This is a genomic window from Nostoc sp. (genome assembly GCF_036916985.1).
Classification (GTDB): domain Bacteria; phylum Cyanobacteriota; class Cyanobacteriia; order Cyanobacteriales; family Nostocaceae; genus Nostoc.
Map to the genome: position 1 here is coordinate 35,232 of NZ_JBALFD010000067.1, position 22,112 is coordinate 57,343.

Here is a 22,112-nt window from a genome sequence, read left to right on the forward strand (position 1 = left end):
GAGTGAGCAGATGTACTCCAACACAAAACTTTCCGTTGCAATTCTGGGTGCAGGTGCTTGGGGTGCATCTCTCGCAAATCTCGCGGCTGCAAATGGTCATCAGGTGCGCGTGTGGTCGCGTCAAGGTTCCCAAACTTTGGAAGCAGTTTTAACAAATGCCCAAATAATCCTATCCGCTATCTCAATGATTGGCGTGAGAGATGTTGCTTCCCAAGTTCAATCTTTCCCCCTTTCTCCAGAGACAATTTTTGTGACGGCGACAAAAGGCTTAGATCCCCAAACCACCTGTACACCGTCACAAATTTGGCAACAAATATTCCCTAACCATGCAGTGGTTGTTTTGTCTGGGCCTAATTTATCAAAAGAAATTCAAATGGAATTACCAGCAGCCACGGTGGTAGCCAGTAATATTCCCACGGCGGCGGAAGTAGTGCAGTTAGTATTTTCTTCTCATCGTTTTCGGGTATATACCAATCCCGACCCCTTGGGAGTGGAACTGGGGGGAACACTGAAAAATGTGATTGCGATCGCAGCTGGTGTGTGCGATGGTTTACAACTGGGAACCAATGCCAAAGCTGCTTTAGTCACCCGTGGACTTACCGAAATGGTTCGCATCGGCAACAACTGGGGTGCAAAGACAGAAACATTTTATGGTTTATCGGGTCTAGGAGATTTGTTAGCAACGTGCAATAGTCCCTTAAGTCGCAATTACCAAGTCGGCTATCAGCTAGCTGGTGGTAAGTCACTTACAGAAATTCTCGCAAATTTACAAGGAACTGCTGAAGGAGTAAACACTTGCCGAGTTTTGATGCAACGAGCCAAGCAACAAAACATCGCAGTCCCAATTACCGAGCAAGTTTATCGATTACTTCAAGGCGAAATCACACCTGAACAAGCACTTGATGAACTGATGTTGCGAGATATCAAACCAGAGTACAACTATTAGAATACCGATTCAATCATCAAAAACAATATACTTTATCAGTTCTGTGAAATAGAAAAACCCTCCAGATGATTGAAATATCCAAAAATCTGAAGGGTTGGTGTCAATACAGTTCAGTCAAGGGTTATTGGTGTAGATAACTGGTATAGAGAAGACGCGATAAATCGCCGTCTCTACAAGTGTTTTGTTGCTCTATCTGAACTGTATTAGAGTTGTATTTGATTTCCGCAATTTGGGTAACTTTTATTGTTTCCAGACGAAACTAGCTATTTGTTGCCAACTTGAAAATATTGGCTGTAATTCCCAGACTTTCTTCAAAAAGTGACTCGCGACCCCAACGTTGTACCTGCTGACTTAGCAATGCTTCCGCCTTTTGTTCCGAAAGTGAAGTCACCTGTTGAAACAAACCGGCAGATTGGGCACCGCCGTGGGTTTCCATCCGCATACAGCCACCAGTTTCCGAGCAAATTACTGTACCACAGTCTGCCTTCGGATTGGTCGAACTGAGGCGCAAAGCAATCAAGTCGCCAGCAATTTCGCCCACGTCAGCCAGAGGAACACCCGCTAATTCTGCTTCCACTTGCCGTTGGTCTTGGGCAATAAAGTGAATGCGAGTGATGTCGTAATCTCCGATTTCCTTTTGATAAGAAACTGGCTGCCATGCTAGACGACTTGCCAACCAACCCAAAAACAGCAATGCTTGTGCGGGGTTGCCTTTTTCATAATCAATAGTTACTCGGTCAACTTCCCGAAGGGCAGCCCGACGGTTAGGTGAGTCGTAGGCTTCAGCTGTCAATTCTTGCCAAGCTGAGAGGCGACGCCAGTTGAGGTCAGCGAGAGGAACTCCACTATCTACCAATTCTTGCAAGCGGAGTAAATCACTTTCTGGCTCGTTAAAGCGGCAAGAATCCACAATCACATTATTACAAACTGCTGCCAACCGCTTGAATAGAGCGTTGTTGGGGACTGGTGTTGCTTTCCACCAAAGAAACTTTGGTAAGCCGCCAATCAACAATGCTGGAATCATGCCACCTATACGTTCCAAGGCAGCAGCAGTACCACTAAGAGTTATGTATTCGCAGCAGATTAGTGTACTTGACGATTGCTTTTGAATTGGACAATAGGCAGAAACTTGAGCCTTGACCCCTTCATCTTCGCCAGCAATGGGAAACAGCGCAATAATCCGACAAGGGTTGCGGAGGGCGATTTCATCGGCAATTCTGGGGCTTGGGGCATTGAAACTAGGGAGTTCAATAGAACCATTATCCCCCGCAGCTCCGTTTCCTTGACGTTTGATGAATTCTTCTCTCAAGATAGCCAAGGTTTCAGGTGTTGCTGTTCCTGTATCTGGCAGTGCATATTTTTTCTGCACTTGCCGCAAAGCAGCTTCCATTTGAGGCCCTAAAATCCCGTCAAGCGGGCCGTTGTAAAATCCCAAAGTGGCCAAAAGATACTGGGTTTCTTCAGGTTCGTAAACCACTAAGGTAAATGTCGTGGCCCGAGTAGCAGCAGGAAGCCCACCGTCATCGCCAGTGATGCCGTAACTTTGCCAAATTTGATTCAGTTCCGTATCTATTTCGTTAAGCGAAATATCTTTTGGCGCCTGAAGTGAATAAATTGTAGAAGCTTGGGGAGCCATAGGAGGTTTTGGATTTTGGATTTTGGATTTTGGATTTTGGATTTAAGATTTGAGATTTTGGATTAAGAACTAGTAATTTGGTAATTAGTAATAGTTTTTCATATTCCCTATTATCTATTCCCGATTTCGCCGTCCCCAATCTAAAATCTAAAATCTAAAATCTAAAATTGTTAGAGTCTGCGCCAGCGACGGCCATCTTGGTTAATTAAGAATTCTGCTTCTGCTGGTTCCCAGGTACCGGCTTCATACTGGGGAATAGTATTTGCGTCGGCAGGTGCATCCCAAACGGAAAGGGCTGGCGTTACTACTTGCCAAGCTGCTTCTACTTCATCCGCGCGGGTGAACAATGTTTGATCGCCCATCATACAATCAAGGAATAAGCGATCGTAGGCATCAGATGTTGCTTGGATGCCAAAGGAACCATAACTAAAGTCCATGTCTACGGAACGGGTGCGGAATTCTGCCCCCGGCATTTTCACATCAAAACGCAGGGAAATACCTTCATTTGGCTGAATCCGCATCGTTAAAATGTTGGCGTTTGTCTGTTGGGCGGCAGATTGGAACATCCGAGACGGAACTTCGCGGAAGTGAATGGAAATCTCACTGACTTTTTTCGGCATCCGCTTGCCAGTACGCAAGTAGAAAGGCACACCTTTCCAGCGCCAGTTATCTACCAAAAACTTCATCGCAACGTAGGTAGGTGTGGTGGAGTTAGGATCAACACCTGGTTCTGTCCGATAACCTGGCGCTGCTTGACCCTTCATCCAGCCAGCACTGTACTGACCACGTACTGCTGACCGCGACAGATTGTGAACATCAGCTAAACGAGTAGCTTGGAGTACCTTCACTTTTTCTGTGCGGATGCTGTCGGCATCCATTGCGTTGGGTGCTTCCATCGCCGTTAGACAGTAAAGTTGCATGAGGTGATTTTGCAACATATCCCGGAGTGCGCCCGCGCTTTCATAGTAACCAGCCCGGTCTTCCACTCCCACGGTTTCTGCTACGGTAATTTGTACGTGGTCAACAAATTGACGATTCCACAACGGCTCAAAAATCGCATTGGCAAAGCGAAACACCAGCAAATTCTGGACTGTTTCTTTACCCAAGTAGTGGTCAATGCGGTATACTTGGTTTTCTTTACAATATTTCTGTACCACTTGGTTAAGACTTTGGGCAGATGCTAAGTCTCGACCAAAGGGTTTTTCAACTACTAGACGATGTTTGTAGGGATCTTCTAGCATTCCGGCGGTTCCTAGCTGCTTAATAGCTTCAGGAAAGAATGAGGGGGCAACTGAGAGGTAGAACATGCGATTACCTCGCGTGCCCCGTTTTTCGTCTAATTCGCTCAATAAGTTTTTTAGTTTCTGGTAGCCTTCAGGGTTGTCTATATCCCCAGGGCTGTAGAACAAACCTTGAGAGAAATCTTGCCAGAGTTCCCCTAAATCGACATCAGGATGGGCTTCTTCCATGCCCTTTTGCATTTGTTCGCGGAAGTACTCGTGGCTCCATTCTCGACGTGCCACACCGACAATGGTGGTTTCTGGGGGAATACGCCGTTCTCGCCGCAATTTGTAAAGTGCTGGCACTAGTTTGCGCCAGGTGAGATCGCCAGAAGCGCCAAAGATAACTATAATCTGGGGTTCGGGCATCCCTTGTTGTTGCAGACCAACGCGCAAGGGATTTTCTAGCAGACTAACCATAGGAATTTTGGATTTTGGATTTTGGATTTTGGATTGGGGATTAGGGACTGGGTATTGGGTATTGGGTATTGGGGGTTTAGTATTAGGAAAATTGTTTACCAGTCCCCAGTCCCCAGTCCCCAGTCACTAGCCCCTACACTGGTGACAATACCTTGATCTTTTCTTCTAAAGAGTTCATCAAGGACTGGAAGGGCTGGATAAACTTGTCAATACCTTCGACTAACAGTTCATCCATTACGGTATCGAGATCAATGTTGATATCGGGATCTTTGAGGTTTTCGATCAGTGTGTAAGCTTTGTCTACATCTGTTTCTAGGCTCTCGCTTACGTTACAATGATCGGCACAAGCTTTAATGGTCGCTGGTGGTACGGTGTTAACGGTGTCTCGACCAATCAACTCTTCGATATACATCACGTCTCTGTAGTTGGGGTCTTTGGTGCTGGTACTAGCCCAAAGTAGCCGTTGTTCTGTAGCCCCTTTGGCTGCCAAAGCTTGCCAACGCTCGCTTCTAATGATTTTCTTGTATTCTTGGTACGCAATCTTAGCGTTAGCGATCGCAACTTTCCCTTTGACAGCTCTTAGCTTTGCTTCCACGGTAATATCATCAACGCCTTTTTTCAACTTAGCATCAATTTTGGCGTCAATGTTGCTATCAATCCGGCTGAGGAAGAAACTAGCAACTGAAGCAATTCTACTGATGTCTTTACCTTCAGCCAGCCGTTTTTCTAAGCCCTGAATATATGCCCAAGCTGTGTTTACATAGCTTTCTACAGAAAACAGTAGCGTAATATTGACATTTATCCCATCTGCTATCACCTGTTCTACCGCTGGCAAACCAGGTTCAGTACCGGGAATTTTAATCATCAAATTTTCCCGACCAATTTCTTGAAAATAGCGTCTGGCTTCGGCTATGGTTGCTTCAGTATCATGGGCTATGGTTGGTGGTACTTCAATACTCACATAACCATCTAATCTATCCGAGGCTTCATAAACAGGGCGTAAAATATCACAGGCATTACGGATATCTGCAAAAACTAGGGATTCGTAAATTTTGTATGTCGGTAAGCCAGACCTAATTCCGGCTTCGATATCGGCATCATAAATAACGTTACCAGCGATCGCTTTTTCAAAGATAGCCGGGTTAGAAGTAATCCCAGAAACTCCTTGATTTTCAACCAGTTCTTTGAGTTCGCCTGATTGAATAATGTCACGAGTCAAATTATCCAGCCAGATACTTTGACCGTATTGCTTAATTTCTAGTAGATGATTGGTAGCCATAGCTAGTTTATTTCACTCCTGTGTAGTGATGCTTCTAAGTAAAGTTGGCAAAACCCATCAAATATTGATGGTTACTTTTGAATTGTGGCGTTGCCAATTACTTATCGCATCGGCCAGCTGAGATAATCCTGAATTGATCTTCAAAAAGCGCTATTTTGCATTCCCAATCCTAAATCACCATGATTAACGTTTAATTAATGGCAGATGCTAGACGCATCCTGATACTTTTGTCTCTATCTTCTAGTCCAGCATGGCAAAAATAACTATCCAGTTGAAAAAAGTTCAAAAATTTAATTAATTTACAAGCTTTTTTTCTCCTGTCTCTGTCTTGAAAGTGCTGTTAGCGATGGCGGGGCGTTTAGCCCGTGCTGTACATGGATAGCGGGGCGTGTAGTTAGTACTAAGTAAAAATATTAGTCCCTAGTCCCTAGTCCCTAGTCCCCAGTACCCAGTCCCTTTCTCATCGGTACTGCCTTCTCACTCTAATGTCCGTTTTGAATAAAAGACTCCACCTTTGCTACATCCTCTTTGCTACCAATAATTAAAGGCGTGCGCTGATGCAGTTTTTTCGGCACTACATCCAAGATATCCATTAGTCCGGTGGTAGCACGACCGCCTGCTTGCTCAATCAAAAAGGCCAGAGGAGCGGTTTCATAAAGCAAGCGCAACTTTCCTTCTGGATTTTGAATTGTACCGGGGTAGAGAAACACGCCGCCTTGAACCAAAATTCGATGGATGTCGCTCACCATTGCGCCGCTATAACGAGCGCTGTAGCCTTCTGTACGATGAACGTAGCGGATGTATTCTCGAATCGATTCTTCCCACTGCCAGAAATTACCTTCGTTCACGCTGTAAACAGAACCGTGCTTAGGAATACGGATATTTTCTTCTGTGAGAATAAACTCTCCTAAGCTGGGATCGAGGACAAAGGAATGAACGCCTTTACCTATAGTATAAACCAGCATTGTGCAAGGGCCATACAGGATATATCCAGCAGCAAGCTGCTTACGTCCATTGGTGAGGAGGTCAGTTGCCTTACCATCGCTATCAGTTCCTTCTTGTTGGCGAATGGCAAAAATGGAACCTAAACTGAGATTATTATCAGTATTGGATGAGCCATCAATTGGGTCATACAGCAGGGTGTAGCGTCCAATTGGGCAGTTTTCGGGGATGTAATAGGGATTTTCCATTTCCTCAGAAGCTAGGCGACAGACTAAGCCGCTTTGCTTAAACACTGAGATAAATACATCGTTGGCATAGACATCCATCTTTTTGACGGATTCGCCTTGGACATTAACTTCCCCAGTAAATCCGAGAACGCCTTCCATTAAACCGGCACGACTCATGCGACGAGCAACCAGTTTGCCGGCCAGGGCAATGCGATTCATCAGCGCACTTAAATCCTGTGCATCTGGCGAAAAACTCTGAAGTTGCTGGAGAACGTGGCGAGATAAGGTTGTACAATCACGATCTAGAGCTAAGTCTGTAGAGTCGTAAGTAGATAAGTCTAAAGATTCTGGCGTTTTAGCCATTTTTATGTTCTCCGTAGCCACTAGCTGTTAGTTGGGTGTTAGTCGTGTATGGCAACTTATAGTTGCTGCTTCTATCTTAGAAAGGTAATTTGCTAACTTAGATGCGACTTTAGATAAACTAAAGAAATGAATCTTCAGTGACCCCACGCCCAGAGCAAAGATACGTAGTACACCACGGCAGAAATAAACTTTTTACTCAGCACTCGTTACGGGCTAAACGCCCTGCTATCCATGTACAGCACTGGCTAAAGCCCCGCTATCGCTAACAGCACTGTTTCGGTGATTTACGTGAAGAATGCAGGAGGCACGAGATTTTCGTCCCTGCTCATTTAAAGTGAGAGTGCTAATGTGGAATAGCTTATGATATAATTACATATCTTGGGCGATTAGCACAGGGGTAGCGCACATCCTTCACACGGATGGGGTCACTGGTTCAAATCCAGTATCGCCCACTTAAGTAATATCAAAAGTTTTAGCTAATTAACTTTCAAAGTGACTAGAAAAATCTCGTTTTTTCTGTTTGCACTTGTGTAGTTTAGAGTAGTTTTATCTTGGCTGAATGTATAAACGAGAGCTTTTCGGTACTATTAGGATGATGTAGCTAAAAATTGAGCTTGTCTATTTAAATGAACTGTGGTAAATTCGTTGAAACTTAAACTACAGTAAATCGGTCGAGTTGCAGTAGTTTGTTTGATAGTATAACTACTCTAGTTAAGAAATTTGTTGTCGCTAGGTAGTTTAAAAGCTGACATCAAGTAATTAACGTGAGTTCGACGAATCATATAGTGTCCATATTAATTAGCCGTAAAAAAGACCTCTAAGAAGGTTTTACTACGCAAAACCGTCCCTCTCCGACTCGGAGAGAGAGAGACTTGAATTAAAGTTCAAGGCTAGGGAGAGGTTTATCGAACTCACGTTAATTAGTAACGTATTTACGGTTATTGTCAAAAGTTATTTGTAGCATTGTCTACTGGACATGATTGAACAATACGTGTTTGCAGCGATAAAAACTGCGTAGGCGCAGCCCGTCGTAGACATCGCCACTGAGCAATAACCATAAATCCTTTATTGTCTCGCTAGTTTTATGGTGAAGCGAGGTCTACGGACAAACCTTGACGCTTTCACCAGCAATGAGACAGCAACCTGCATCTAGCCAATCCATACGTAGGAGTTGAAAATTATGGTGCAAACTTCTCTTGTCCGCCCTAGTAATCCCTTCCAACCACCGACCTTCGTTTCCATTGAATCGGAGCGTCGTCATCGCCAAGAACGTTTGGCAGCAGCTTTTCGGGTATTTGCGCGTTTGGGTTTTGCTCAAGGATTGGCAGGACATATCACTGCCCGCGATCCTGAACTTACCGATCACTTTTGGGTAAATCCCTTTGGGATACATTTTAGTCGCATTCGCGTATCAGACTTAATACTAGTAAATAGTGATGGTCAAGTAGTCCAAGGTGAAGGCAAAGTTAGTCAAGCAGCATTTGCCATTCACTCTCAAATCCACGAAGCCCGCCCCGACGTTATAGCTGCGGCTCATGCCCATTCCTTCTATGGCAAAACTTGGTCATCTTTGGGTCGGTTGCTCGACCCGATTACCCAAGATTCCTGCGCTTTTTATCAAGATCATGCTCTATTTGATGATTTTACAGGCATTGTCTTGGAGACAAGTGAAGGAAAACGCATTGCTCAAGCACTTGGCAAGAATAAAGCTGCGATTCTACGCAACCACGGCATATTAACTGTGGGACACAGTGTAGATGAAGCCGCTTGGTGGTACATCAGGTTAGAGGATACTGCTAAGGCACAGTTGCTAGCAGAAGCCGTAGGAAAACCTGTCCTGATTGACCATGACATCGCCTTAAATATCCAACAACGCGGCGGTACTCACCAAGCAGGCTGGGGTGGATTCCAGTATTTGTGGGATGAAATTACCCACGAGCAGCCAAACTTGTTTGATTAGGTATTGGAGACTGGGGACTGGGACTAGGAATAACCAATCCCCAATAACATTTTTAGGAGAATTAATTATGCCAGTTGAATTTATTGGATTGATTCGGACAAAGCCAGCTTCGGAATTAAATAGTACACCAGGTAGTTTGGGCGATGACATCATTGATCCGGCTTATGTTCGTGAATTTGCCAAAGCCCATGAAGAAGGAGGCTTTGATAAAGTATTAATTGGCTATAGTTCTAGCAGCCCTGATGGTTTAACTGTTGCTAGTTTTGCAGCTTCGGCAACCGAGCGATTGGGCTTTTTGATTGCTCATCGTCCGGGTTTTGTAGCACCAACTTTGGCAGCTCGTAAGGCAGCTACCCTTGACCATTTTACCAACGGTCGAATCGCAATACATATTATTACTGGTGGCAGTGATGCTGACCAGCAAAAAGATGGTGACTGGCTAGATCATGATAGCCGCTACCGCCGCACCGATGAATATTTAGAAATTGTTCGCCGCGTCTGGACGAGCGACACTCCCTTTGATTATGAAGGTGAATTTTATCGCATCAAAGATGCTTTTTCGGCAATCAAGCCACTGCAACAGCCCCACATCCCTCTTTACTTTGGTGGTGCATCTGGGCCAGCCGTGCAGGTAGGAGCCAAACACAGTAATGTCTACGCCTTGTGGGGTGAGCCAATTGCCGCAGTAAAAGAACGAATCGCAGAGGTTCGTGCTGCCTTACCACCTGGTCGTTCGATTCGCTTTAGCGTCTCCCTGCGACCGATTCTTGGTGCTACAGAACAAGAGGCTTGGGAGAAGGCACATAAAATTTTAGCGCGAATTCAAGAGTTGCGCGGAGGGGCGAAAGTAGCTGCCCCAGCTAGACCCCAGGCGGTAGGGTCACAACGCCTACTGGATTTTGCAGCCAAAAATGAGGTTTACGATAAGCGTCTTTGGACACCGATCGCCGCGGCTACTGGTGCGGCAGGTAACACTACAGCCTTAGTAGGTACACCAGAACAAGTAGCAGAGGCTTTGGTTGATTATTACGATGCAGGTGTGACTACCTTGTTGATTCGCGGCTTTGATCCCCTTGAGGATGCGATCGCTTATGGGCGTGATGTCATTCCTTTAGTACATGCAGAAGTCGCACGGCGAGAACGGCAAACAGTTGGAGTCGGGAGTAGATAAGGTTCAATTAATGTGATTTATAACGAACTTTTCTCAGCTTTGAACTAAAGTTAAATTCTGTCCCTTTCTGAATCGGAGAGGGACAGACAATTTTACTTACTTATTATTGACCAGCATGAAAAACTTGTTCTGCCGTCAAAATTAACTCAGGGAAAGTAGGAGATATAATTTTATCACTACCCCGAAACTGAGTGACTTGGTATTCCCCATCAATTAGCTGATAGACTGAAAAAGTGGGTTGTTTAGGATTACCGATAAATTTTCTAGCTCCTAATGCTGCATAGTCAACAATCCAATATTCGGGAATGCCTATCTCCTCATAATCGGCAAGTTTGAGATAGTAATCATCGCGCCAATTTGTACTGACCACCTCAATAACTAAAGGAATTGATGTACCCTTAGTCACAGTAGAAGATTTTTCCCAAAGCGGTTCATCAACTAAAGCAGTGTCATTGAGGATTAATACATCTGGGAAATAACCTGATTCTCTTTGGGGTGGTCTTACTATTGCTTGATTGGGAATAAAGTAGGGGAGATTTAATCGTCTAAACTCTAAAGTTAATTCAGCAGCCGAAAATCCTTTTATTCTTTCATGCTTCCCTGTAGGCTGTGCCATTTCGACAATTTCCCCATTGTGCAGTTCGTAGCGTACCCCAGAATTTTCGGGATACCATGCGATAAAGTCGTTAAAGGTAACTATTTTTGGTAAAGCTTGGGTCATAATAATTGATGACTGTGGGTTTGCTTTTACTCTAGAAGTGCGTTCAATTTAAATTCATCAAACTTCAATACTTCTGAATCAGGTTTGCGAGTATCAAAACGATAACTACTTATCGTACCTGTCCCCGTATCAAAGATACTGAAAACCGTAATATCATTACTTGCAATATAAGGCATCGGCTTTCCATCTTCGCCTAGCAAGGGGGCAATTGTTGGCACTATCGGTTCTAATCCATTGGGATCGCCAACCTTGACATAATCCTCTTGATATCCAATTGGTACTTCTCGTTTTCTGTCACCCCAGGCAGCACCGTAAGTATTACCCACATTAGATGTTTCTAGAAAGTGCATTCCACTTGGACTAACAAAACGATTCCATAAATGGGAATGCCCATAAAATACTAATTGCACATTAGCTGCTTCAAGTATTGGGACAACATCACGAATAATATAATCTGCGTTTTTGGGATATTCGTAACGGACTGCTTTGATATTATTCCCATCCCGTTCAATTATTTGTACTGGTTCTGTATAAGCAGGAACTATATTATCGCCTAATGTGTGGGGTGGATGATGGAACATCACAACTTTGTATTTTGCTTGTTTAAACTCCGCGCTGTTGAGTTCTGCCTCCAGCCAATTGTACTGTTTGCTGCCTTTAGCAATTGGTTCATAAATCAGTTGTCCATAGCCCCACTTCTCAGGATTATTTAAGTCCTTTTCGGCTTCTTGATATCTACCCCTACGCTTTACATCTAAGCTAGGAGTCCGCCACATATTCGTAATGTAAAGTACCACCAAACGCACATCACCAAAGCTGACTGCATAATATTTTTTTCCACCCTCTTTACTTTTTGGTAAAGAGAAAATCTCTTCGTAGGTATTAGTATTAAAAGAATTATCTATTAAAGAATTATCCTGGTAGATTTTTTGAGCAACGACACGAGGAATTGTGTCATCAAATTCACCATCTAAACTTTCTGTTCTGGCAAAGCGCCCCATTACCTCATGATTGCCAATGCAAGTAAACATGGGTGCGTGTTGAATTATTTGTCCACCGATGTAGGTTGTCTTAACACCATTGTGAGTTATGTCATAAGTAGCACGACCTTGTAAACCGGGAAACAATGCACCACCACTACTATCATCAAACCATTCTGAGGCGCGATCGCTGACATTAACCAAATCACCAGCAAACCACACTCCATCAACTCTGCCAACTGTTTCTACCACCTTTTGCAGATTTGCAGAGGTCATGGGCTTTAATTGATGATCTGAAGTGAGTAAAATTTTAAGTGGCGTATCGGGTTTGGGAGTAGCTGTAAGGGTAAAAACATCACTGTTAACACTCTCGCCATCTTCCCGCACACTTGTAACGCGATAATTTACCCGTAAACCAGGAGTTAACCCAGTTACCTCAGCTTCATGTCGCCAAATGTCACGCTGGATGGGTTTTTGATTGATTTGGCTGTCTTTGGTTTGGTTAGCAACTCTTGACTTTTGGTCTTCGCGCGTGCGACTGAGTTTGGTAATATTTGCCTTAGCAGTTTGTTTGAAATTTTCTCCATAGAAGACTGTGTGATTAACACCAGCAAACTCAGTAAACCAGACTACTCGCACTGAGTTTTCAGTTGGCAGTTGCAAAAATGGATCGGTGAGCAGTTGGGGTGCTGATGTCATAATTGTTTGCCCAAATGAACGCACACTTATCAGAGTAAAGCATATAACAAGCACAAGCATAACCACTGAGGATATTTTACGGCTGCTTTTACGTCTGAGCATGAGTAACATACCAAATTTTTCGGGTATTAACTTACTGAACACATTTTTATTATTAGCCTTTAAACGAATTGTAAAACTTCCTGCCTCCTTCAATTTTTTGGTCGTCTTTAAGCTAATACAGTTCAGTTAAGGTTAAAACTCTTTGTCAAACTCAATTTTTTTAACGAACCGCAGAGGCGCAGAGGAAACAGAGAGAAGAAAAAAATGCTTAACCCAAGCGTATTGGTCTTTAAGGCAATACGCTTCTTGGGTTAAGGCTTATTAGTTTTTGAAGACGCGATAAATCGCGTCTCTACATCAGGTTTTGGTCTTATCTAAACAGAAAGTCATAGTAACAACTGCTACTATGACTTCTGCTGTGTTTAATTTATGCGCTTGCTGTTGAGTATTTCTGAGCCTTGATTTAAATTCCCAACTAAACCTTTGCTTCCAAAGATTTGAGTAACTCGGTATTGACCCCCGACTCACGAGTTAGGGCAATTTTGCCGGTGCGGGCGATTTCTTTCAAACCAAATTTTTGTAACACTTGCACGATCGCTACCATTTTACCTGGATCTCCCACAACTTCTAAGGTGAGAGAATCTTCTGCCACATCCACGACTCGCGCCCGGAAAATTTGAGACAGTTCAATTACTTCTGAGCGATTGCTGGTACTAGCATTCACCTTCAAAAGCATCAATTCCCGCTCGACACAAGGAATTTCGGTAATATCCTGGACTTTCAAGACATTGACTAATTTGTACAGTTGCTTGGTGAGTTGCTCGATAATGCGATCGTCACCAGGGACAACCATTGTAATTCGAGAGACTCCTCCTTGTTCAGCAGGGCCAACAGCAAGGCTTTCAATATTAAAGCCGCGACGTGCAAATAAACCAGAAATGCGGGAAAGAACACCCGCCTCATCTTCTACGAGAACTGAAAGGGTATGTTTCATCTTCGCCAACAGAGGCTAGAGCAGGAATTGAGTAACGCAGACACTAGCAAAAGGCAACGCTAGACCTACAACCGCACTAAAAATTCAGTGCGACCTCCTATTGTAAACTTAAGAGATGCACTCATTGCATTCTGAATCGAGAAATTCTTTAGAAATCATACTGCAAGCCAAAATTTCATTCAATGTATATCTTTTCATTGGCAGATGTGGCATTCTTGTAAAGCTTTTATACTCAAGCTTGATAAGCCTCTAACTAAGGAGAAAAGTTTTTATGGGTTGGTTACAAAGATTGTTTGGATTGGAAAAACCTGAAAATGCAGAAGTAAATCCGGCTCCACAGACTGTAGTGCAAGCTCCTAGTAGTGATGTTGCTACTGCTACGCAATCGATACCCCCAGAACGTCTAGGATTAAGCGGAGAATATGACCAAAGTGGTTTAGCAAAACGGGTAGCGTTGGCATTTGATGAAGACCCCCAAATCGACGATGTTAATACCCTTTGGGTGGCTCAAACGGGTAGTACTGTGGTGTTGAAAGGTAAAGTTCCCAGTCAGGAAATTCTCAATAAGGTAATTTCCGTGGCACGTTCAGTGAATGGCACTACAGATGTTGACTCTAGTCAAACGACGATTGAGTAGGTATTGCTGATGCGATCGCACCCATTGCATAACCATAACATTTAGGGAATAACTAACGATTGGCGATCCCTGCGGTGGGCTTCGCCTACGTCAATCCATCTCTCAATCCAGTCTAAAATCGCTTGGTTAACTACTTCTGGACATTCATCATGGGGACAATGCCCGACATCTTCCAGATTCAGCACTTCCAATTTCTCGTTATACTGGGCAAATTGCCTAGCTAGGGCTGGTGGAACAAATCGGTCTTTTTGTCCCCAAATTAAAAGCATGGGAATTGTTAAGGTTGGTAATACTACCTTGACACTAGGACTAAAATTAATTCCGATCGCAGCTTTAAACAAAGCACTAAACGCCCTCGTAGAACCTCGATCTTGGGGAGGCCCTGCTAAAATTTCAATGAGTTCATCAGTAATCGCCTCTGGGTTAGCGTAGGCGATACTAGCCCAGCGACGCAGCACCCCAGGACGGCGCACGAAGTTAAATACAGGTTTAAGTATCAACGGTGAAGCAACAACATTTTTAATTGCTGTGACAAGTGGGCGCAACACAGGGGGAATTGCTTCTTGTTCTAATGAAGGGTCGGGTAAACTCATCATTACCATACCCAGCACCATATCGGGGTGAGTGGCGGCCGCGGCCATCGAAATCAGTGAACCGTTGGAATTGCCTATTAATATTGCTGGTTGACGGATAAATGTTTTCCAGAAATCGTAAACTTGCTCAACCCAGAATTCAATGCTGTAATTAGCTGCGGCTTTTTCAGAAGCGCCAAAACCCAACATATCGATGGCGTAAACTGTGTGATGTTCACCCAAAACCTCTAAATTATGTCGCCAATGACCAATGGAAGCGCCAAAGCCATGTAACAGAATTAGGGGTGTTGTATTGTGGTGATTTTGGCTAGGACGAATGTAAGTGTAGCGAGTTTGCCAGCCCCGCCAAATCCAATCCCTTTGATTACCAACTCTTTCCTGCCAGTGTACCGTAGTGGTCACACTTACCTCCGATTTATCAGCACTGAAATTCTATTATAAGAATTGGGGATTGGGTATTGGGTATTCCTAGTCCCCAGTCCCCAATACCCAGTCCCCAATACCCAGTCCCCAGTCCCCTACTTACCTAACAAATTGCGGCATAATTTCGGCGGCGGTGAATATTCCATAGATGCCGCGTTGGTGCAATTGTCTACCAGCTTTGAGATAGCCGAAGGCAGGGCCGCAGACATTTGCTGCCATGCTGGTTTCATCTCCCAGAGTAAAGGTATGGGTGGAAATCTTGCCTTCAAAGGTACGTCCTGTTACCTTCACATTGGTGCTGAGGGGCTTTTTGGGATTGCGGGTATCGACGACACCACCAACTGTAACGCGATCGCGTCCCACTATCCCCGCTACTTCTAACATCACATCATCAGCGTGTTCCATATTTGTCAAGGTAAGCACGCCGTTAGTTTTATCTAATAGTGCTTCTACTTCGGCGTCAGTCATCGCCCTCGCAGTTTCCACTGTGTAACCAGGTATATGGCCGATATCTTCCCGAACGGTGGCGCGGTAAGCTTCCCAGTTCGCAATTCCCACCCCAAAGGTAATTTCAACTTGATGAATTTCGGCATAGCTTTGAGCGGCTAAAGCTGCTGCTGCTGTTAACAGTCCAGGTGTAGCACCACATCCTGTCATGTAGGTAATCCCGGCGGCTTGTAGTTCCTCTTTCATGGCGAGGAGTTGTTCTACAGCAGTGGTGCGTTTAATCGCATCTACTAATACCCCACGCCAACCAGATTTGATAAATTCCTTGGCGACAGTGGGAATAAAGTCATTAGGTAGGTTAGGTAAAGCCAAAAAATACCCATCTACAGGTTGAGCTATTTCGATTAAATCCTGAATACTTTGATTTGTTAATGTACCAATTGGCTCTAAATAACCCACCGAACCTTGGGCTTGATAGGTTGCAACTGATTTTTCAGTATTTAAACCTTCAGCAGCATAAGCGTAACCTTTTTGATCTGCTGCTGCGACTAAAATCATTTCTCGTTTGCCAGCAAGTACCTTGGCGGCCGCTTGTCCGAGTCCGCCGAAACCCAGTACTCCCACACGTATCGCTGGCGAAATATTTAGAGAATTTTTGATTTTTTCAGAATTCATAGTCAATTCGTTAAGTTGAATCAAAAGCCTTGAGTATTCAGCATCTCAACTTCCGGCTTGTAACTGGTGGCTGATGGCTGATAAATCAAAGCTATAGAAATTAATTATGATTCATTATCTTAGGTTCTTTGACCTGATATTGCAGATATTTATCTGTTAGCGATCGCTTTTAGCCCAACCCAGACATCACCTTAAGGCTTATTTAACCAGTGTGGCAAGAGTACATCTTACTTTTACAATTAGTCTTGATATTAGTAATAATACGTAAAAATTTATTCAAAAAAGTACAAACATCGACAATTAAGGTGAAGTATGGAAAATGCTATTCCAAGTAGTGACACTTAAATAAACAGACACTATAGTAATGAAATTAACCAATGCTCGTATGTAGCAGGTTAGCTGAATAATGCTTGTCAGCCAGTAAAAAGCTGAATAACACTAAAAAATTAGTGTTTTTAGGTCGGCATAAACTATACCGAAAGCGCATAAATTTCGGCTAATTTGTTCTGCCTTAAAACAGCAATAACCGCATGGTTAATATCTCAAGTTTCTGAAAAATTGATTTAGGTAGATAGAAGTTATGACAATTATCAACGGTACTAACGCTAATGACAGCCTCTATGGCTTTGGCGGTGGTGACAGCCTTTATGGCTTCGGGGGCGATGATATCCTCAATATTCGCAATTCTTCTGGCAACAACCTCTTAGACGGCGACTCTGAGAGCGATAGACTTTATGCTACAGCTACCACTGGCAATAATATCCTCAAGGGCGGAAGTGGGGATGATTATTTAGATGTTTCTAATTCTTCAGGAAATAACCTTTTAGACGGTGGTTCTGAAAGCGACCAAATTTATGCTACAGCTACCACTGGCAATAATATTCTCAAGGGCGGAAGTGAGAATGATTATTTAGATGTTTCTAATTCTTCAGGAAATAACACCCTCTATGGGGATACCGGAAATGACGAATTTTCGATTCAAGATAGTTTTGGCAAAAATACTGTTTTTGGCGGAACTGGTTCTGATAAATTTTACGCCTATAGAGTCAATGGTGCTAACACCCTGAATGGAGGAGATGGCGATGACTCTTTCTATTTGAGTGCCCCATCTACCCCACCTTCTGTTTTAGTGACTCAAACGATAAATGGGGGTTCTGGTTCTGATTTTTTGGAAGTCAATTACAGTAACTACACTACCAAAGGAATCACCTCGACTTTCAATGCAACCACTAACCAAGGCTCGATTACAGCTGGTATGAGTCGAGTTAACTACAACAATATTGAACGATTCAATATCACCGGTACAGCCTACGCTGACAATATTGTGGGAGGCAATAGCGAAGATGTACTCAATGGGGGTACTTCTGGCAATGATACGATTAGTGGCGGTGGAGGTAACGATTATCTCGATGTTTCTTACTCGTCTGGCAATAACCTTGTGAATGGAGGCGATGGTAACGATACCTTTTACGCCTATTCAATCAAAGGTGCTAACACCCTGAATGGTGGAAATGGTGATGATTCTTTCTATTTAAGTGCCCCATCTACCGCCTCTCCTGTTTTGGTGACTCAAACAGTAAATGGGGGTGCAGGTTCCGATCTTTTGGAAGTCAATTACAGTAACTATACTACCCAAGGAATCACCTCAACTTTCAATGCAACCACTAACCAGGGCTTGATTACATCTGGCACAAATCAAGTTAGCTACAAGAATATTCAACAATTAAATATCAGTGGTACAGCCTACGCTGACAAGATTGTAGGGGGTAATAGTGGCGATGTCCTCTATGGGTATAATGGCAACGATCTCCTGAGTGGAGGAAAAGGCAATGATGCTCTGTACGGGGGAGATGGCACTGATACTTTTGCGTTCAATAATTACAATGAAGGCATTGATACCCTTGCTGATTTTAACCCGACTGATGAAGTTATTCAGGTATCGGCTGCTGGTTTTGGCGGCTCTTTAGCAGTAGGTACACTCTCCGCTAGTAAGCTTACCATCGGTTCAACTGCGACTGCGATCGCTCAACGATTTATTTACGACAATAATACAGGCGCACTGTTCTTTGATCGAGATGGCAGTGGTAGTGCCTTTTCTCAGGTGCAATTCGCGCAAATCAGTATTGGACTGTCACTAAGCGCAACCAATATCGTTGTAGTCTAATTGGATGAGGCAATTGTACAAAATTAAGGCGATCGCATAATACCTGGTAGAAAAGCTTTTACTTGAAGGGTGTGAGGAAGTGCGATCGCCTTTTGTATAGCCATCAAACTATGGCAAGAATTAAGCACTTCCCAGAAAATCTAAAAATCTTATCTAAGACTATTGGATTATTGAAGAATAAGAGTTACACTATTCCCATGAACCTTAGCCAAGGTTTTTGGGAATTAATTCATGTCAAAAATTATATACGATGTCATCCAGCGTTTTGAGGTAGAAAACGGTGTTCCCCGTTTGGTTTCAACAAATATCCAGGTGATTGAAGGCGGGGAAGATTTAATGTCTTTGGCTACCAGTCTGCTGGATAAACTTGGTTTTTATGACAAGTTTGAGGAGAACCGTACATCTCAATACATAGGATATCGACTTAAGAATCCTGGAAAACGAGGTAAACGTTATCAACTTGTTTTAGCACAGCGAAAGGAAGGGTTATGTATTTCTATTCCTAAAAATGTATTACAGCAAGATGTTTTGGAACTTACTTGTGAGACAGAAGGTTATTTAATAGACCGTGGAGATCATTTTGAATCTCACAAGACGAATATTTTAGGCACATTTTGGGTTTTGCCTAGCAAAGAAGACGTATTTTTAGAAGCAATGCAATCTCACTATCCAAAAACTTTAAATGGTGAAACTAGAGGGAGTTTTTCATTGAATTCTTATTATTGGTACGTCGAGAAAGAGGGTAGAGAGTGTAGTGATATTATATCAATGTCACCTGAAGAATTTAAACTTGAAGATTTGGGAGGCAGAAATAGTTATTTAGTTATTGATGAAGATAAACTTTTTCCTTACACATGGCAATTGTGTATTGGTTCAAGAGAAGTTCTAGAAGAATTTTTTGGTTACTTTGCAAAAAGATTAATGGAGAATCATTAATGTCTGTCAAACTAAAAAGACTTATTAATCCATACGAAGAAAGGATGCTAGAATTTTTACACACCTGTGTAGATGAAAATTATAAAATTCATCCGCAGGTAAGCTTATGCTCATTCTGCGAATTAGATAGTAACCTTGATTGGGATCTAAAAAAGTTTTTATTTAGCTCTAGCAGTGTAGATGCTTTAATCACGAATAATGACTATAAACCTTGTTTAGTAGTGGATTTTCAATCTTCATATCATGATTATCCTGAAGCAAGAGAGCGTGATCGCAAAAAAGCAACTTTACTCGCTTTGGCAAATGTTCCCTTACTTTATTCACGGATTAAAGACTTTGGATTATTACATCTTTACTCTCAATCTGAAGAAGTAGTATGTAATTTATTTACAGGAAACCGACGAGAAAATGCTCAAGCCCTAATTAGAAAGTATTGCCAACAATCTTTATCTTCTGATCTTCAAGTTACAGCTTGATAAACTACAAGATGTTTGTACGTCAATAGCGATAAATCTCAGCGATATCTCTATCTATAGACTACACAAAAATAACAGACTATAGTATCGCTTTGGCTCCATTAAATTACTATAAAATATAGATAAGCTTTTATTATATCAAAGGAGCGGCTATCCTTCCAACAGCAGCACAAGGGCTAAAATGTATATATCTGTGTCAATCATTGACCACAGCTTACTTGCCCATCAACATAGTTCGTCTAGATGAGCGGACAGGAAATATATTCATCTTAGCTGGCAATGAAATAGAAATTTTAATTAGTCGTGATGGAAATTGACGATACCTATGACAAAACCAAACTTTGATGCCATGAGTGAAACAGAATTACGCACCTATGTCTTGGAACATCGAGACGATCAAGAGGCTTTTTACGCACTTGCAGATCGTTTGACGGCAAAACCTCCCTCTGCAACTTATCCCGCTTCAATGACTCCAGAGGAAATCCACAAGGCTGTATTAGACATTATTCAACAAAAACAGCGTAGGCGTAGCCCGTCGTAGACATCGCCAGACTCGGAAAAAACAGCATAAATTTTTCACACCCTTGCCCCTAGATATGACCGAAGTGGTACACTACATCAATGCTAGGGGTGCCTACATAACCAGGCTGAGATCACACCCTTAACACCTGAGTCTGGGTAATACCAGCGGAGGGAAGCTGTTTATTGAGGAATGACAATATGCGGACAGAATGGGTTGCTAAACGGCGTGGGCAGGCTAATGTATCTCAAATGCACTACGCCCGCCAAGGTGTTATCACTGAAGAAATGCACTACGTCGCCCAACGGGAAAATCTCCCTGCCGATCTCATTCGTGAGGAAGTGGCGCGGGGAAGAATGATTATCCCAGCTAATATTAATCACACGAATTTAGAGCCGATGGCTATTGGCATCGCCTCTAAATGTAAAGTAAATGCTAATATCGGTGCTTCTCCCAATTCTTCTAATCTTCAGGAAGAAGTTGATAAGCTAAACCTGGCGGTGAAGTATGGTGCTGATACCGTGATGGATTTATCCACTGGTGGCGGTAACTTGGATGAAATTCGCACCGCGATTATTAAAGCTTCACCTGTTCCCATTGGTACAGTGCCAGTATACCAAGCTTTAGAAAGCGTCCACGGCACAATTGAAAACCTAACTGCTGATGACTTTCTCCATATCATCGAAAAGCACGCCCAGCAAGGAGTAGACTATCAAACTATCCATGCAGGGATTTTAATTGAGCATTTGCCTTTGGTGAGAAACCGCATCACTGGGATTGTCTCTCGCGGTGGCGGCATTTTGGCGCGGTGGATGCTACATCACCACAAACAAAACCCGCTTTATACCCACTTCCAAGATATTATTGAGATTTTCAAAAAATACGATGTCTCCTTCAGTTTAGGAGATTCCCTGCGTCCTGGTTGCACCCATGATGCCTCAGATGAAGCACAATTAGCGGAATTGAAAACCCTGGGACAGCTAACTCGCAAAGCCTGGGAAGATGATGTACAGGTGATGGTGGAAGGGCCTGGACATGTACCGATGGATCAAATTGAGTTCAACGTCCGTAAGCAGATGGAAGAGTGTTCGGAAGCACCTTTCTATGTTTTGGGGCCATTGGTGACAGATATTGCTCCTGGTTATGACCATATCACTTCAGCGATTGGGGCAGCAATGGCTGGATGGTACGGGACTGCAATGTTGTGCTATGTAACACCTAAAGAACATTTGGGTCTACCAAATGCCGAAGATGTCAGAAATGGTTTGATTGCCTATAAAATAGCGGCTCATGCGGCTGATATTGCTAGACATCGCCCTGGTGCAAGAGATAGAGATGATGAACTTTCTAAGGCGCGTTACAACTTTGATTGGAACCGTCAGTTTGAATTATCACTCGATCCAGAAAGAGCTAAAGAATATCACGATGAAACTCTACCAGCAGATATCTATAAAACTGCTGAGTTTTGTTCGATGTGTGGGCCTAAGTTCTGCCCAATGCAAACTAAGGTTGATGCTGATGCGCTGACAGAATTAGAGAAGTTCTTGGCGAAAGAGGCTGTGACTCAAAGCTGATACCATT

The 22,112-nt window shown here is 43.2% G+C and carries 19 protein-coding genes, 1 tRNA gene and 1 riboswitch; of the genes, 11 read left to right on the forward strand and 9 right to left on the reverse strand.

Annotated features, from left to right (window positions below; all coding sequences use genetic code 11):
- Positions 1–10: 10 nt before the first annotated feature.
- Entirely contained in the window at positions 11–946 is a 936-nt protein-coding gene (locus V7L07_RS22685) for an NAD(P)H-dependent glycerol-3-phosphate dehydrogenase (RefSeq protein ID WP_335061191.1), read from the forward strand.
- A gap of 259 nt (positions 947–1,205) precedes the next feature.
- Here the strand turns inward: V7L07_RS22685 and opcA are convergent, their stop codons facing one another.
- The 4 genes from opcA to fbp all read right to left on the reverse strand — a co-directional run bounded on the left by opcA (position 1,206) and on the right by fbp (position 7,093).
- Entirely contained in the window at positions 1,206–2,582 is a 1,377-nt protein-coding gene (gene opcA / locus V7L07_RS22690; RefSeq protein WP_335061124.1) for a glucose-6-phosphate dehydrogenase assembly protein OpcA, read from the reverse strand.
- A gap of 170 nt (positions 2,583–2,752) precedes the next feature.
- Complete coding sequence (zwf, locus tag V7L07_RS22695) at positions 2,753–4,282, reverse strand: glucose-6-phosphate dehydrogenase (protein ID WP_335061125.1); 1,530 nt, start codon at positions 4,280–4,282, stop codon at positions 2,753–2,755.
- A gap of 133 nt (positions 4,283–4,415) precedes the next feature.
- Positions 4,416–5,561 (reverse strand): transaldolase, encoded by a 1,146-nt coding sequence (tal, locus tag V7L07_RS22700; RefSeq protein ID WP_335061126.1) that lies wholly within the window; start codon positions 5,559–5,561, stop codon positions 4,416–4,418.
- 482 nt (positions 5,562–6,043) lie between these two features.
- Positions 6,044–7,093 carry a class 1 fructose-bisphosphatase gene (fbp, locus tag V7L07_RS22705; RefSeq protein ID WP_334698297.1) on the reverse strand — a complete coding sequence of 350 codons (1,050 nt, stop codon included), beginning with the start codon at positions 7,091–7,093 and terminating at the stop codon, positions 6,044–6,046.
- A 380-nt stretch (positions 7,094–7,473) separates the two neighbouring features.
- Here fbp and V7L07_RS22710 point away from each other — a divergent pair.
- The 3 genes from V7L07_RS22710 to V7L07_RS22720 all read left to right on the forward strand — a co-directional run bounded on the left by V7L07_RS22710 (position 7,474) and on the right by V7L07_RS22720 (position 10,224).
- Positions 7,474–7,545, forward strand: a tRNA-Val gene (locus V7L07_RS22710).
- Positions 7,546–8,273: 728 nt separating this feature from the next.
- Positions 8,274–9,053 (forward strand): class II aldolase/adducin family protein, encoded by a 780-nt coding sequence (locus V7L07_RS22715; RefSeq protein WP_335061127.1) that lies wholly within the window; start codon positions 8,274–8,276, stop codon positions 9,051–9,053.
- A gap of 67 nt (positions 9,054–9,120) precedes the next feature.
- A complete protein-coding gene (locus V7L07_RS22720) occupies positions 9,121–10,224 on the forward strand; it encodes an LLM class flavin-dependent oxidoreductase (protein WP_335061128.1) in 1,104 nt (367 codons plus the stop codon).
- A 103-nt stretch (positions 10,225–10,327) separates the two neighbouring features.
- On the opposite strand, the gene V7L07_RS22725 is transcribed toward V7L07_RS22720, so the two are convergent.
- The 3 genes from V7L07_RS22725 to ilvN form a co-directional block, all read right to left on the reverse strand.
- Complete coding sequence (locus tag V7L07_RS22725) at positions 10,328–10,945, reverse strand: Uma2 family endonuclease (protein ID WP_335061129.1); 618 nt, start codon at positions 10,943–10,945, stop codon at positions 10,328–10,330.
- Between the two features lie 26 nt (positions 10,946–10,971).
- Positions 10,972–12,624, reverse strand: coding sequence for a metallophosphoesterase family protein (locus V7L07_RS22730; RefSeq protein ID WP_335061130.1), 1,653 nt, complete (start codon positions 12,622–12,624; stop codon positions 10,972–10,974).
- A 517-nt stretch (positions 12,625–13,141) separates the two neighbouring features.
- Positions 13,142–13,660 carry an acetolactate synthase small subunit gene (ilvN, locus tag V7L07_RS22735; protein WP_179064652.1) on the reverse strand — a complete coding sequence of 173 codons (519 nt, stop codon included), beginning with the start codon at positions 13,658–13,660 and terminating at the stop codon, positions 13,142–13,144.
- A 271-nt stretch (positions 13,661–13,931) separates the two neighbouring features.
- Between ilvN and V7L07_RS22740 the strand changes: the two genes are divergently transcribed.
- Positions 13,932–14,297 carry a BON domain-containing protein gene (locus V7L07_RS22740; protein WP_335061131.1) on the forward strand — a complete coding sequence of 122 codons (366 nt, stop codon included), beginning with the start codon at positions 13,932–13,934 and terminating at the stop codon, positions 14,295–14,297.
- 41 nt (positions 14,298–14,338) lie between these two features.
- Here the strand turns inward: V7L07_RS22740 and V7L07_RS22745 are convergent, their stop codons facing one another.
- Positions 14,339–15,292 (reverse strand): alpha/beta fold hydrolase, encoded by a 954-nt coding sequence (locus V7L07_RS22745; RefSeq protein WP_335061132.1) that lies wholly within the window; start codon positions 15,290–15,292, stop codon positions 14,339–14,341.
- A 120-nt stretch (positions 15,293–15,412) separates the two neighbouring features.
- A complete protein-coding gene (gene bioU, locus V7L07_RS22750; protein WP_335061133.1) occupies positions 15,413–16,435 on the reverse strand; it encodes a (S)-8-amino-7-oxononanoate synthase BioU in 1,023 nt (340 codons plus the stop codon).
- A 580-nt stretch (positions 16,436–17,015) separates the two neighbouring features.
- Here bioU and V7L07_RS22755 point away from each other — a divergent pair.
- The 6 genes from V7L07_RS22755 (at position 17,016) to thiC (ending at position 22,105) form a co-directional block, all read left to right on the forward strand.
- Positions 17,016–18,599: a beta strand repeat-containing protein gene (locus tag V7L07_RS22755; protein WP_335061134.1), complete on the forward strand. Its 1,584-nt coding sequence runs from the start codon at positions 17,016–17,018 to the stop codon at positions 18,597–18,599.
- 231 nt (positions 18,600–18,830) lie between these two features.
- Complete coding sequence (locus V7L07_RS22760; RefSeq protein ID WP_335061135.1) at positions 18,831–19,535, forward strand: hypothetical protein; 705 nt, start codon at positions 18,831–18,833, stop codon at positions 19,533–19,535.
- Positions 19,535–20,011 (forward strand): DUF2726 domain-containing protein, encoded by a 477-nt coding sequence (locus V7L07_RS22765; RefSeq protein ID WP_335061136.1) that lies wholly within the window; start codon positions 19,535–19,537, stop codon positions 20,009–20,011. Before V7L07_RS22760 ends, V7L07_RS22765 begins: the two co-directional genes overlap by 1 nt.
- 152 nt (positions 20,012–20,163) lie before the next feature.
- On the forward strand, positions 20,164–20,328 hold the full coding sequence (locus V7L07_RS33545) for a DUF6888 family protein (protein ID WP_442936077.1): 165 nt from the start codon (positions 20,164–20,166) through the stop codon (positions 20,326–20,328).
- Positions 20,329–20,336: 8 nt separating this feature from the next.
- Positions 20,337–20,552, forward strand: coding sequence for a DUF6887 family protein (locus V7L07_RS22770; protein WP_335061137.1), 216 nt, complete (start codon positions 20,337–20,339; stop codon positions 20,550–20,552).
- Between the two features lie 75 nt (positions 20,553–20,627).
- Positions 20,628–20,724, forward strand: a riboswitch (TPP riboswitch).
- Between the two features lie 7 nt (positions 20,725–20,731).
- Positions 20,732–22,105 carry a phosphomethylpyrimidine synthase gene (gene thiC / locus V7L07_RS22775; protein ID WP_179064660.1) on the forward strand — a complete coding sequence of 458 codons (1,374 nt, stop codon included), beginning with the start codon at positions 20,732–20,734 and terminating at the stop codon, positions 22,103–22,105.
- The last annotated feature ends 7 nt before the right edge of the window (positions 22,106–22,112 follow it).